This window comes from Ectopseudomonas toyotomiensis, from assembly GCF_017167985.1.
GTDB lineage: Bacteria > Pseudomonadota > Gammaproteobacteria > Pseudomonadales > Pseudomonadaceae > Aquipseudomonas > Aquipseudomonas toyotomiensis.
On sequence record NZ_CP070505.1, the window covers coordinates 154,573 to 167,492 of the forward strand.

The following is a 12,920-nucleotide window of genomic DNA, read 5'->3' on the forward strand; positions in this document are numbered from 1 at the left end:
CAGGCAATTGTACACAAGTCAATCAGCCATCACACCATTCGTTGTATGACGTCATAGCTGACCTCGCCCGCATATCACCCACCTCTGAGCGCAGAACAATAAATTCTTTCTTTATATACAGCCGTCCTCTCAGTTCATTAGCGGCTAAGAACCCGGCCAGTCTGCCGAGACGACGCTCGATCGAGCGTCGCCCTCAATCGAGCAAGAATCCCATCCATTTGTTTTATAAGCATTTTATTTAAATCTCTGATGGGATTGTCGCCAAATCCATCCGCTTATCCACCCGCAGGTTCGACTGGCGCGATTAATGCAACATTAAAAACATTAATTGCATTTTTTGTATACAACCTCATAATCGCGCTCGAGTGACTTCTTGACCGCTCGGTCAACAACTTAGCCAGGAAGCACCACCGAAAACACCGCCTGCCTCAGAGAGCATTGTTCTTGCGCAAGGCTCTGGGCGGTACACAACAAGAGAGATGAGGAGTACCCGCTGTGGAAAGCGTCAAACAAGAACAACACGCGAATCAACTGGCAAGGGGCGGCCTGCTCGACCGCTTCTTCAAACTGACCGAGCACCGCACCACCATCAAGACCGAGCTGCTGGCGGGCCTCACGACCTTCGTCACCATGGCCTACATCATCTTCGTCAACCCCAACATCATGGCCGGCGCTGGTATCGACCATGGCGCCGCCTTCGTCGCCACCTGCATCGGCGCAGCCCTGGGCTGCTTCCTGATGGGCCTGTATGCCAACTGGCCGGTGGGCCTGGCGCCGGGCATGGGCCTGAACGCCTTCTTCACCTACACCGTCGTCGGTGAAATGGGTTACAGCTGGCAGATCGCACTGGGCGCGGTGTTCATCTCCGGCGTGCTGTTCATGATCATGAGCCTGTCGAAGATTCGCGAATGGCTGCTCAACAGCATCCCGATGAGCCTGCGCTTCGCCATGGGCGCCGGGGTCGGCCTGTTCCTCGGTCTGATCGGCCTGAAGACCGCCGGCATCGTCGTCGACAGCCCGGCTACCCTGCTGACCATGGGTTCGTTCGGCAATCCTTCTGCGCTGCTCGCCGCGGTGTGCTTCCTGTTGATCGCCGTGCTCAGCCACCGCAACGTGTTCGGCGCCATCCTCTTCAGCATGCTCGGCGTCACTGCCCTGGGCTGGGCCCTGGGCCTGGTGGAATATGGCGGCCTGGTGTCGATGCCACCGAGCCTGGCGCCGACCTTCCTGGCCATGGATATCGCCGGCGCATTCAATGTGGCGATGATCAGCGTGATCCTGGCCTTCCTCTTCGTGAACATGTTCGACACCGCCGGCACCCTGATGGGCGTTGCCCACCGCGCCAACCTGGTGGACGAGGACGGCAAGATCCACAACCTGTCCAAGGCGCTGAAGGCCGACTCCACCTCCAGCGTGGTGGGTGCCATGGTCGGCTGTCCGCCGGTGACCAGCTACGTCGAGAGCGCTTCGGGCGTGGCCGCCGGTGGCCGCACCGGGTTGACCGCCGTCACCGTCGGCATCCTGTTCCTCGCGGCGATGTTCTTCGCCCCGCTGGCCGGCATGATCCCGGCGTACGCCACCGCAGGCGCGCTGATCTACGTGGCGATGCTGATGATGAGCGGCATGGCGCACATCGATTGGAAGGACCACACCGACACCATCCCAGCCATCGTGACCGTGGTGATGATGCCGCTGACCTTCTCCATCGCCAACGGTATCGCCCTGGGCTTTCTTACCTACGCGACGCTGAAGCTGCTGACCGGACAAAGCGACAAGGTCTCGCTGAGCCTGTACGTGCTGTGCGTGATCTTCATCGCCAAGTTCGCCTTCCTCTGACGGCAAACACCCCGCGCTGATCGAAGCCCCGGCCCTGTGCCGGGGCTTTTCGTTTGGCCCGTCAACCGCAGGCAGGCGAGCTCGTCGCAAGCATATCGCCGGCCCCGACTTTCATCCGGGCTACGGTTCGCTCGTAGGGTGCGCCGCGCGCACCAGCTTCAAAGCGCTGCACGGTGCCACGTGGGGCTACGGTGCGCACGGCGCACCCTACACGCAGACGAAAAAAAGCCCGCAGTGTGAGCGGGCGTAAGGACTCAAACGAGTCTGAGGGTGACAAGCATTCGTCTGGCAGGCGTCTGGCCCGCCAGTCACTCAGCTACCGCGGTAGGTGGAGTAGCTGTAGGGAGAAATCAGCAGCGGCACGTGGTAGTGCTCCTGGCCGGCATCGATGCCGAAGCGCAGGACCACGACATCGAGAAATGCCATATCCGGCAGTTTCACGCCACGGGCGCGGTAGTAGTCACCAGCGTGGAAATGCAGTTGGTAGACGCCTGTGCGGTAGTCATCACCCTGCAGCACCGGCGCATCGCAACGGCCGTCGTGGTTGGTGGTAACGCTGTTGATCAGTTCCAGCTGCGCGCCTTCAACGCGGTACAGCTCGACCTTGATGTCACTCCCTGGGCAGCCGTGCGCGGCATCCAGTACATGTGTAGTCAAACGTCCCATGGGTCTCGGATGCCCGCGGCGCCTGGCGCCCTACGAACACCACACCTCCTCTACTCTGTTGAAATCGGCTCGTCGCAGTGCTCCGACGCAGTGGCAGGATAGCACGCAGATCGAATATAAAACATTTTTCCAATAAATTGTACACAATAAATCCAATTGGAATGCTATCCATGCACCAAACCGGATCACTGCTCACATCATCGCCAGCCAGCAGCCACGGCATAACCAGCGCGCATTGCTGACCACCTCGGCAATTTTTTCGCTGTGGCACGCAGAGAAGAAAATGATGAAAAGTCGATTTACAAACGGCAACTAACTTTGTATACAATTACTCATCCCGGTCGCGTAGCCGTCGATTACCCGGCACGCAGAGACCGCAACGTTCCAGATAGGAAGACTGCAGTGAACGCTGATTACCCACGCGATTTGATCGGCTATGGCGCAAACCCTCCCCACCCGCACTGGCCGGGCGATGCCCGCATCGCCCTGTCTTTCGTGCTCAACTACGAAGAAGGCGGTGAACGCAACATTCTTCACGGGGACAAGGAGTCCGAGGCCTTCCTCTCCGAGATGGTCGCCGCTCAGCCACTGCAGGGTCAGCGCAACCTGTGCATGGAGTCGCTCTACGAGTACGGCAGCCGCACCGGTGTCTGGCGCCTGCTCAACCTGTTCAAGAAGCACGACATCCCGCTGACCATCTTCGCCGTGGCCATGGCCGCCCAGCGTCACCCCGAGGTGATCCACGAGATGGTCACCGCCGGGCATGAGATCTGCAGCCATGGCTATCGCTGGATCGACTACCAGAACATGGACGAAGCCACCGAGCGCGAGCACATGCTCGAGGCCATCCGTATTCTCACCGAGCTGACTGGTGAACGCCCGCTGGGCTGGTACACCGGGCGCCTGGGCCCGAACACCCGACGCATCGTGCGCGAGGAAGGCGGTTTCCTCTACGACTCCGACACCTACGACGACGACCTGCCCTACTGGGACCCGGCCAGCACCACAGAGAAGCCGCACCTGGTGATCCCCTACACCCTGGACACCAACGACATGCGCTTCACCCAGGTACAGGGCTTCAACAAGGGCGACGACTTCTTCGAATACCTCAAGGATGCCTTCGATGTGCTCTACGCCGAGGGTGAAGCCGGCGCACCGAAAATGCTGTCGATCGGCATGCATTGCCGCCTGCTCGGCCGCCCTGCGCGCCTCGCCTCGCTGGCGCGCTTCATCGACTACGTCAAAAGCCACGACAAGGTCTGGTGCGCCCGCCGCATCGACATCGCCAGGCACTGGCATGCCACCCACCCCTTCCGCGCGACCGAACAAGAGAACCGCCCATGAGCCGTTTCCAGACCCTTACCCCTTCCCAGCTCAGCCGCGAGGCCTTCGTTGCCGCCTTCGCCGACATCTACGAGCACTCGCCCTGGGTGGCCGAGAAAGCCTATGACCTCGGCCTGGACGAAAGCGTGGACGACATCGACAGCCTGCAACAGCGCATGGCCGATATCCTCCTGTCCGCCAGTCATGAGGCTCAGTTGGCACTGATCAACGCGCACCCGGATCTGGCCGGCAAGGCCGCCGTGCGCGGCGAGCTGACCGCCTCCAGCACCGCCGAGCAGTCCGGCGCCGGCATTCACGAATGCACCGCCGAGGAGTTCGCCCGCTTCACCGAACTCAACGACGCCTACAAGGCCAAGTTCGGCTTCCCCTTCATCAAGGCCGTCAAGGGCAGCAACCGCCACCAGATCCTGGCCGCCTTCGAGGAGCGCATTCACAACACGCCGGAGCAGGAGTTCGCCACCGCCCTGGCCGAGATCAACAAGATCGCCATGTTCCGCCTGCAGCAGCTGTAAGCGCTGCAGTCCCCCACCCGAACAGAACAAGTAGAACAGCCATGCGTAGCCTGACCATCGAGCCCCTGAGCAAAGAAGCCTTCGCCCCTTTCGGTGACGTGATCGAAACCGACGGCAGCGACTTCTTCATGATCAACAACGGTTCCACCCGCCGCTATCACAAGCTGGCCACGGTGCAGACCGCACAGCCGGAGGACCAGGCCATCATCAGCATCTTCAGCGCCGAGTCGCTCGAGATGCCGTTGACCATCCGCATGCTGGAACGCCATCCGCTGGGCAGCCAGGCTTTCATTCCGCTGCTCGGCAACCCCTTTCTGATCGTGGTCGCGCCAGTTGGCGATGTACCTGTATCAGGGTCCGTCCGTGCCTTCCTAAGCAATGGCAGGCAGGGCATCAATTACCATCGCGGCGTCTGGCACCACCCGGTGCTGACGATCGAAAAGCGGGATGACTTCCTGGTGGTTGATCGCAGTGGTTCCGGCAACAACTGCGATGAGCATTTCTTCAATGAGGACGAGCTCCTTCTCCTCAACCCCCACCAATAAGAGAAGCCCGGGGCTGGCGTGCCTCCCCCGGGAAAGAGGTACAGATCGTGGAAGCACATTTCACCGAATGGCTAAACCTGGGCATCCGCTGGATCCATATGATCACCGGTATCGCCTGGATCGGCGCATCGTTCTATTTCGTCTGGCTGGAGAACAACCTCAACCGGAGCAACCCACGCGAGGGCCTGTCGGGCGACCTCTGGGCGATTCACGGCGGCGGTATCTACCACCTGGAAAAGTACAAGCTGGCTCCGCCGAAAATGCCGGAGAACCTGCACTGGTTCAAATGGGAGGCCTATGCCACCTGGCTGTCGGGCGTCGCCCTGCTGCTGGTGGTGTACTACCTCAACCCCAGCCTGTACCTGGTCAAGCCGGGCGTCGAGCTGTCCCCGGCAATGGGCATCGCCATCGGCCTCGGTTCCATGGCGATCAGCTATGTGATCTACCACTTCCTGTGCGATTCGCCGCTGGGTAAACGCCCGGCCCTGCTCGGCGCCGTACTGTTCGTGCTGATCATCGCCGCCGCCTATGGCTTCAGCCAGATCTTCAGCGGCCGCGCGGCGTACATTCATGTCGGTGCGATCATCGGCACCATCATGGTCGGCAACGTGTTCTTCACCATCATGCCGGCCCAGCGCGCGCTGGTTAAGGCCATCGAAACCAACACCACGCCCGATCCGCTGCTGCCGGCCAAGGGCCTGCTGCGCTCGCGCCACAACAACTACTTCACCCTGCCGGTGCTGTTCATCATGATCAGCAACCACTTCCCGAGCACCTACGGCAGCCAGTACAACTGGGCGATACTGGCCGGGATCGCGATCCTGGCGGTGTTGGTACGTCACTACTTCAACACCCGCCACGACAGCAGCAAGTACGTCTGGACCCTGCCGGCCGCAGCCCTGGGCATGATCTGCCTGGCTTACGTCACCGGCCCGCAAACGAAATCGGTCAGCGCACCGGCAACGGCTCAAGCCCCGGCGATCAAGTACGCTCCCGTTCCTGCTACCGGCCGCCCTGGCAACCCTTCCACTACCAGCGAGCCTGCTGCAGAGGAAACCCAAGCAAAAGCCGATGCCAGCGAGGATTCAACCACTGCCACTGACAGCGCGACACCTGCTGCCAGCACCGATTTTGCCCAAGTCGAAAGCGTGATCCACGAGCGTTGCACCGTGTGCCACTCGTCGAGTCCCACCAGCCCGATGTTCAGCACCGCACCGGCCGGTTTCATGCTTGACACCCCGGAGCAGATGAAGGCTCAGGCAGCGAAGATCCACGCGCAAACCGTGGCCACGCAGATCATGCCGCTGGGCAATATCACCCAGATGACCCAGGACGAACGCGACCTGATTGGCAGCTGGATCGCCAAAGGCGCTCAGATCAACTGATTGCCACACATGTCGCGCCCATGAGTGGGCGCGACATCTTTTTACACCCATGAACCGCCGGCAGCGTAAGCTGACCGGCGGTTCAGTTTTTGTGCACAATCCATAAATAAATTGTTTTTAACCATGTCCACAAGTTGTATAGTCGGCACATCCTGACCGATCGGACAATTTTCGATTGATCGGAGCAGAGGTGCCGTGAAGCCTCGTGTAAGCCCATGACCATATAAAAACAACTGGCAGGCTATGACATGACCACAGACAGCAACAACCAAGCCCCAGCTGCGCCCGTCGGCAACAGCGACCTGATCTATCAGCTGGACGACACGCCAGCTTTCGCCCCTGCCATCTTCGCGGCGCTGCAGCATGTGCTGGCCAGCTTCGTCGGCATCATCACCCCTACCCTGATCGTCGGCAGTGCTCTGGGCCTCGGCGCCCATGTGCCTTATCTGGTGAGCATGGCGCTGTTCGTCTCCGGCCTCGGCACCTTCGTCCAGGCCAAACGCATCGGCCCTATTGGTTCCGGCCTGCTGTGTCTGCAGGGCACCAGCTTCGGCTTTCTCAGCGTGATTCTTAGCGCCGGCTTCATCGTCAAGGGCCGCGGCGCCAGCGAGGAGGAGATACTCGCTACGCTGTTCGGCATCTGCTTCTGCGCCGCCTTCGTCGAGATTGCCTTCAGTCAGTTCATCAACAAGCTGCGCAAGGTCATCACACCGGTGGTGACCGGCACCATCATCTGCCTGATGGGGCTGTCGCTGATCAAGGTAGGCATGACCGACCTCGCCGGCGGCTATGGCGCGCCGGACCTCGGCGCCCTGCACCACCTGGCCCTCGGCGGCCTGGTGCTGGGCACCATCGTCGTGCTCAACCGCGCGTCCTCGCAGGTATTGCGCCTTTCTGCAGTGATCATCGGCCTGACCCTGGGCTTCGCAGTGGCCTGGTTCACCGGCAGGGTGGACTTCGCCAACATGGCCGAGGTACCGCTGATCAGCGTGCCGCAACCGTTCAAATACGGCTTCGGCTTCGACTGGATCGCCTTCGTGCCGATCGCCGTGATCTTCCTGATCACCCCGCTGGAAACCGCAGGCGACCTGACCGCCAACTCGATCATCTCCAAACAGCCGGTCAAGGGTCCGCTGTACATGCGCAGGATCAAATCCGGAGTGCTGGCCGATGGCTGCAACTCGGCGGTCGCCGCCATGTTCAACAGCCTGCCGATGACCACCTTCAGCCAGAACAACGGGGTGATCCAGCTCACCGGCGTGGCCAGCCGTCATGTGGGTTTCTACATCGCCAGCATCCTGGTGCTGCTGGGCCTGTTCCCGGTGGTCGGCGCGGTGCTGCAGCTGATGCCCAAGCCGGTGCTCGGTGGCGCCACCCTGATCATGTTCGGCACCGTCGCGGTGGCCGGTATCAAGATTCTCAGCGAAGCCGGCCTGCACCGCCGCAACGTCCTGATCGTGGCCATTTCCTTGGGCCTGGGCCTGGGTGTAGCCGGCGTACCGGACGTGCTCTCGCACATGCCGGACGTACTGAAGAACATCTTCGGCTCGCCCATCACCATCGGCGCCTTCAGCGCCATCGTGCTGAACATCTTCCTGCCCGACGAGAGCCACGAAGTCGAGGAAGATGACTACGACCCCGAGGCGCACCTGCACACCGTGCTGCAGAACCGCCCGGACGATGCAGCCATCGACGACAACAGCCTCAAGACCCTCAGCCGCGACCTCGACCCGGCAGCCCGACCGAGCTGACCCCTGGTGTAGACCCAACTCCCGGCGGCACGCCGCCGGGAGACGCACGCTTGCACTCCAACAATAAGGAAAACCGATGAAACTCAAGCATCTGCCCCACTGCCTCGCCCTGTCAGCCGGACTGTTCTCCGGCCAGCAGGCACTCGCTGGCGACCTGCTTTACTGGCAGGACAACAGCCTGTCTTATCTGTACGGCGAGAACTTCCAGCGCATGAACTTCAACGGCGAAGAACAGCGTACCCAGACCACCTTCACCTTCGAGCACGCCAGTGGTTGGGCCTGGGGCGACGTGTTCTACTTCCTCGACTATATCCGCGCCGACAACGTGCAGTCGCGCGGCAGCTTCGACAACGGCACCTTCCGTCAGCATGACAAGAATTCCTTCTACTACATGGAGTTCTCCCCGCGCATCAGCCTGAGCTGGCTGACCGGGCAGAAGCTGGCCGCCGGCCCGATCAAGGACGTGTTCGCCGCCTTCACCTACGAGAAAGGCGAAGGCGGCCCAGGCCCGGAGAACTACCTGTACGGTGTCGGCCTGGACTGGGAAGTGCCCGGCTTCACCTACTTCAAGACCAACCTGTATCAGGTGAAGATCAACAACCACACCTTTTTCGCCGACAGTGACAGCAACGGCTACGCCACCCAGCTGACCGTCAGCGCGGCTTACCCGTTCAGCCTCGGCGACCAGGACTTCGTCGTCGACGGCTTCCTCGACTGGCGTTCGCCGTCGCGTGACGCCGGCACCCAGACCTCGATCGGCTCCTCGATCCAGGTCAAGTGGGATGCGGGCAAGGCCTTGTTTGGCAAGGAACGCCAGCTCTACGTGGGCACCGAGATCAACATGTGGCGCGCCAAGTACGGCGTGAAACCGGTGGATGGGTCGGACGATCGTTTCGACCAGACGGCTGTGCAGGCACTGGTCAAGTATCACTTCTGACCGCTGCCGCAACGCACTTGGCCGACGTCGGGTAGGGACAGCGGCCGGGTAAAAAGGGGGATGGGCGCTCGCGCCCTTCCCCCTTTTTCTTTGCGTCGAAAGATGACCGGTGCGCACAGCCACCTGCCTCGGGCCGTAGGGTGCGCCGTGCGCACCGCCTTTATCAAACCGGCTTGAATCGCCGCACCAACCCAGCGCTCCGCAATCAGGCCTGGCACCGCATCGGTGCAGAATCGGGCCGCCTATCCGGGTTTTTCATCAACGACTTGCAAGCATGCAACTGACCGCAAGGTCAAGTTTTTGATCACAATATTTCTATTTTTTGTGTGCAATTTGTCCGAAAGCCATATTCAGCAACGGATTTTCTGTGTACAAGACAAACAGGTTCCTACCGAAACACTGTCGAAATGGCTGTATACATCGATTCAGTCATGACGCGAATACAAAATCGGAACGGAACCTGCAGACAAATCTCCTCATACGCCGCCGCGGCGCAAGAACAAAACTGGGAGCTGTCCATGTCCAACACCGAAGATTTTCGCATCAAGAACATCGATCCCTCATTACACAACGAGGATCTCGCCCCCCTGGCTCCCGAGAAACGCACCTGGGGCTGGTTCGAGATCTTCAACGTCTGGTCGAACGACATTCAAAGCCTGTTCGGCTACACCCTGGCAGCCACGTTGTTCATCTCCTACGGGCTCAATGGCTGGGCGGTGTTGGCCGGCATCGTCCTTGCCGGCTGCATCGTCATGGGCCTGGTGCAGCTGACCGGCAAGCCCAGCGTCAAGTACGGCATCCCCTTCCCGGTGTTCGCCCGCGCCAGCATGGGCGTGCGCGGTGCCAACTTCCCTGCGCTGGTGCGTGGCATCGTCGCTATCTTCTGGTACGGCGTGCAGACCTACTTCGCCTCCACCGCCGTGGCCCTGCTGCTCAACTCGCTGTTGCAGCCGCAAGACCCGGCCGTATACATGGGACTGACCGCCATCGGCTGGTTGTCCTACGTTATCGTCTGCCTGTTCCAGGTAGGTCTGTTCGTCTGCGGCATGAGCTGGATCACCCGTTTCCTCAACTGGGCCGGGCCACTGGTCTATGTGGTGATGATCGCGCTGATGGGCCTGATCTGGTATCAGGCCGGCCCCAGCCTGCTCAGCGAGCTGGGCAATATCTTCAGTGGCACGGGCGAGTACAAGGCCGGCCCGGTGGCCGCCTTCTTCGCGGTGGTCGGTACCATGGTCGCCTACTTCGCCGCCGTGGTGATCAACTACGGCGACTTCGCCCGCTTCGTCAAAAGCGAGAAGCAGATGACCATCGGCAACTTCCTCGGCCTGCCGGTGAGCCTGGCGATCTTTTCGCTGATCGCCTTGGTGATCACTGCAGGCACCGTGGTGGTATTCGGCGAGACGCTGACCAACCCGACCGATATCGTTGCCCGGGTAGACAACCTGACCCTGACCATCATCGCCGCGCTGACCTTCTTCGCCGCGACCGTGGGCATCAATCTGGTGGCCAACTTCATCCCGCCGGCGTATGACCTGGCCAACCTGGCCCCAGCACATATCAGTGCGCGCACTGGTGGTTTCATCACCGCCGGCATCGCCTTCTTCATCGGCGCGCTGTGGGTCGCCTTCATCAGCAACGTCGGCATCGCCGCCTTCGTCGACACCCTGGGCGCCGTGCTGGCGCCCCTGTACGGCATCATCGTCGTCGACTATTACCTGGTACGCCGGCGCAAGCTCGATCTGCAGCAGCTGTTCAGCGCCGAGGTCGGCTCGGCTTACTACTTCGACGGCGGCTGGAACCGCAAGGCGCTGATCGCCTTTGCCATCGCCTCGGTGTTTTCCGTCGCCTCGGTGTGGGCGCCCGTTCTTAGCCAGCTGTCGGGCTATTCCTGGTTGCTCGGCGCCCTGCTCGGCGCGCTACTGCACTACGGTCTGATGCACGGCCAGGCGCAGGCGCTGAAACGCGCCAACGCCAGTATCTGAACGATCACGGACGAGACGAAGCCGGCGCCTGTGCGCCGGCTTTTTCTTTCTGCCGTTCGAGAAAGTCCACCTTCCACTGTTCCAGACCGATGTAGTCGCTATCGAGATTGGCCTCGACGCGATAGCTCGCCTTGAGAGCGGCAACCTGAGCCGAGCGCTCGGCAAGAAAGCGATCGAAACGCGCGATCAGCTGTGGATGACGAACGCTGGAGAGGTGAAAGCTGCCGCGGGTATGCGGCAACTTGGGATCAAAGACCAAAGCGCCCGGTCGCGCCCGGATGTTGTCCAGATAATGGGTGGCCACCACCACGTTGAAGTAGGCGCCATCGGTGTCCTGCTTCAAGGCCTGGCGAATCATCTGGCGCAGGTCGTCGCTGTAGCTCAGCTGGATCTGCCCACTGTCGATGGCATCTTCGTATCCACGTGGTGTCCAGCCCTGCACCATGGCCAGACGACGGATGTTCTCCCGCGCCTGCCCCTGGCGCTGCGGCGCCACCAGCACGCCGTCGACGTAATCGACCACCGCCTGGCTGTAGTGCAAGGTCATGCCTGCTTTCTGCGCGCCGGCCCAGTACGGGCTGTCGGGATACTTGAGATCGATCTCGCCACGCTGCAGGGCCGGCAGCAACTGATCCACGGGTAGCGCCTTGTAGCTCAGGCTAACCCCGCTATCGACGGCGAAAGCGTCCAGCACCTCACGAGCGAAGCCACGGTACTGACCTTCGCCATCAAGGTTGTAGTGCGGGGCGAATGGCAGGTCCTCGACGCCAACCACATAGGTCTGCGCCAGGGCAGCGGGCGTCAGCACGATGGTGGAAAACAGGCACAGACGAACGGGCTTCATTGAAAGCCTCCTTATTGTTGTTATGGAATCCGATCAGACGGCTCAGCCGCCGGTCATACTCATGAAGCGCACCACCTGCACCTGCTCGTCGGTGGCGAAGTGGTGCCGCTCGGGCTTCAGACGCAACGCCTCGATCAGCGCCTGACGCAGGCGCTCGCTGTCCCCCGGATGGGCGCGCAACAGGCGCTTGAGGTCCAGCGCGTTGTCGTGGCCGAGGCAGAGCACCAGCTTGCCTTCGGCGGTGACCCGCACGCGGTTGCAGTCGCCGCAGAAGTTGTGGCTATGCGGGGAGATGAACCCTACCTGGGTCTGCGTGCCGACCACCTGCCAGTAGCGCGAGGGGCCACCAGTCACCTTGCTGCTGCGCACCAGCGCATGGCGCTGTTCGATGCGTTGGCGCACCTCGTCGCTGGAGCAGAAGGTCTGCTCGCGGCTGTGGCTGACCACGCTGCCCAGCGGCATTTCCTCGATAAAGCTGATATCCAGGCCGCGCTCGACAGCGAACTCGACCAGATCGAGTACCTCGTCGTCGTTGCGCCCGCTCTGCACCACGCTGTTGAGCTTGATCCTGTCGAAGCCGGCGGTACGCGCGGCGTCGATGCCGGCCAGCACCTGGCCGAGCTTGTCACGCCGGGTGAAGGCGGCGAAGCGCTCGCGCTGCAGGGAATCCAGGCTGATGTTCAGCCGGCGCACACCAGCCGCACGCAAGGGCGCCGCCATCTCGGCCAGCTGCGAGCCATTGGTGGTAATGGCCAGGTCTTCCAGCTCGTCACGCTCGCCCAGGCGCTGCAGCAGGCTCAGCAGATTCTTGCGTACCAATGGCTCGCCACCGGTGATACGAATACGCCGCACGCCAAGGCCGATAAAGGCGTCGGCCACGGCGTAGAGTTCTTCCAGGCTGAGAATCTGCGCACGCGGCGCGAACTGCATGTCTTCGCTCATGCAGTAGGTGCAGCGAAAATCGCAGCGATCGGTCACCGACAAACGCAGGTAGGTGATGCGCCGACCGAAGGGGTCGACGAGCTGATGGGTATTCACGGTGGGTCTCCTGCAGCGTCACGCGCCGAGACTTTTTGTCATGGATGTCGCTGCGAAGGATAAAAACAGAAAAGCCA

At 61.3% G+C, this 12,920-nt stretch carries 11 protein-coding genes; 8 read left to right on the forward strand and 3 right to left on the reverse strand.

The window, feature by feature from the left end:
- The first annotated feature begins 495 nt into the window (after positions 1 to 495).
- Positions 496 to 1,836 carry an NCS2 family permease gene (locus JWV26_RS00700; RefSeq protein ID WP_206418155.1) on the forward strand — a complete coding sequence of 447 codons (1,341 nt, stop codon included), beginning with the start codon at positions 496 to 498 and terminating at the stop codon, positions 1,834 to 1,836.
- A 312-nt stretch (positions 1,837 to 2,148) separates the two neighbouring features.
- Here JWV26_RS00700 and uraH read toward each other — a convergent pair whose 3' ends face one another.
- Positions 2,149 to 2,502 carry a hydroxyisourate hydrolase gene (gene uraH / locus JWV26_RS00705; protein ID WP_072425641.1) on the reverse strand — a complete coding sequence of 118 codons (354 nt, stop codon included), beginning with the start codon at positions 2,500 to 2,502 and terminating at the stop codon, positions 2,149 to 2,151.
- A gap of 402 nt (positions 2,503 to 2,904) precedes the next feature.
- Between uraH and puuE the strand changes: the two genes are divergently transcribed.
- From puuE to JWV26_RS00740, 7 genes are all read left to right on the forward strand, one after another.
- The gene (gene puuE, locus JWV26_RS00710) at positions 2,905 to 3,846 is read left to right on the forward strand and encodes an allantoinase PuuE (RefSeq protein WP_206418157.1); all 942 of its coding nucleotides are present in this window, start codon (positions 2,905 to 2,907) and stop codon (positions 3,844 to 3,846) included.
- Complete coding sequence (uraD, locus tag JWV26_RS00715) at positions 3,843 to 4,358, forward strand: 2-oxo-4-hydroxy-4-carboxy-5-ureidoimidazoline decarboxylase (protein WP_206418159.1); 516 nt, start codon at positions 3,843 to 3,845, stop codon at positions 4,356 to 4,358. Before puuE ends, uraD begins: the two co-directional genes overlap by 4 nt.
- A 41-nt stretch (positions 4,359 to 4,399) precedes the next feature.
- Positions 4,400 to 4,903, forward strand: a complete 504-nt coding sequence (locus JWV26_RS00720; RefSeq protein WP_079783443.1) for an ureidoglycolate lyase — start codon at positions 4,400 to 4,402, stop codon at positions 4,901 to 4,903.
- A 47-nt stretch (positions 4,904 to 4,950) separates the two neighbouring features.
- A complete protein-coding gene (locus tag JWV26_RS00725) occupies positions 4,951 to 6,288 on the forward strand; it encodes a urate hydroxylase PuuD (protein WP_196459772.1) in 1,338 nt (445 codons plus the stop codon).
- A 248-nt stretch (positions 6,289 to 6,536) separates the two neighbouring features.
- Positions 6,537 to 8,039, forward strand: coding sequence for a nucleobase:cation symporter-2 family protein (locus JWV26_RS00730; protein WP_206418161.1), 1,503 nt, complete (start codon positions 6,537 to 6,539; stop codon positions 8,037 to 8,039).
- A 76-nt stretch (positions 8,040 to 8,115) separates the two neighbouring features.
- On the forward strand, positions 8,116 to 8,976 hold the full coding sequence (locus tag JWV26_RS00735; protein ID WP_196459777.1) for an outer membrane protein OmpK: 861 nt from the start codon (positions 8,116 to 8,118) through the stop codon (positions 8,974 to 8,976).
- Between the two features lie 518 nt (positions 8,977 to 9,494).
- Complete coding sequence (locus tag JWV26_RS00740; protein WP_072425648.1) at positions 9,495 to 10,961, forward strand: NCS1 family nucleobase:cation symporter-1; 1,467 nt, start codon at positions 9,495 to 9,497, stop codon at positions 10,959 to 10,961.
- Positions 10,962 to 10,965: 4 nt separating this feature from the next.
- Here JWV26_RS00740 and JWV26_RS00745 read toward each other — a convergent pair whose 3' ends face one another.
- Positions 10,966 to 11,805 (reverse strand): transporter substrate-binding domain-containing protein, encoded by an 840-nt coding sequence (locus JWV26_RS00745; RefSeq protein ID WP_093050934.1) that lies wholly within the window; start codon positions 11,803 to 11,805, stop codon positions 10,966 to 10,968.
- A gap of 42 nt (positions 11,806 to 11,847) precedes the next feature.
- A complete protein-coding gene (gene moaA, locus JWV26_RS00750; protein WP_206418163.1) occupies positions 11,848 to 12,843 on the reverse strand; it encodes a GTP 3',8-cyclase MoaA in 996 nt (331 codons plus the stop codon).
- Positions 12,844 to 12,920: the final 77 nt, after the last annotated feature.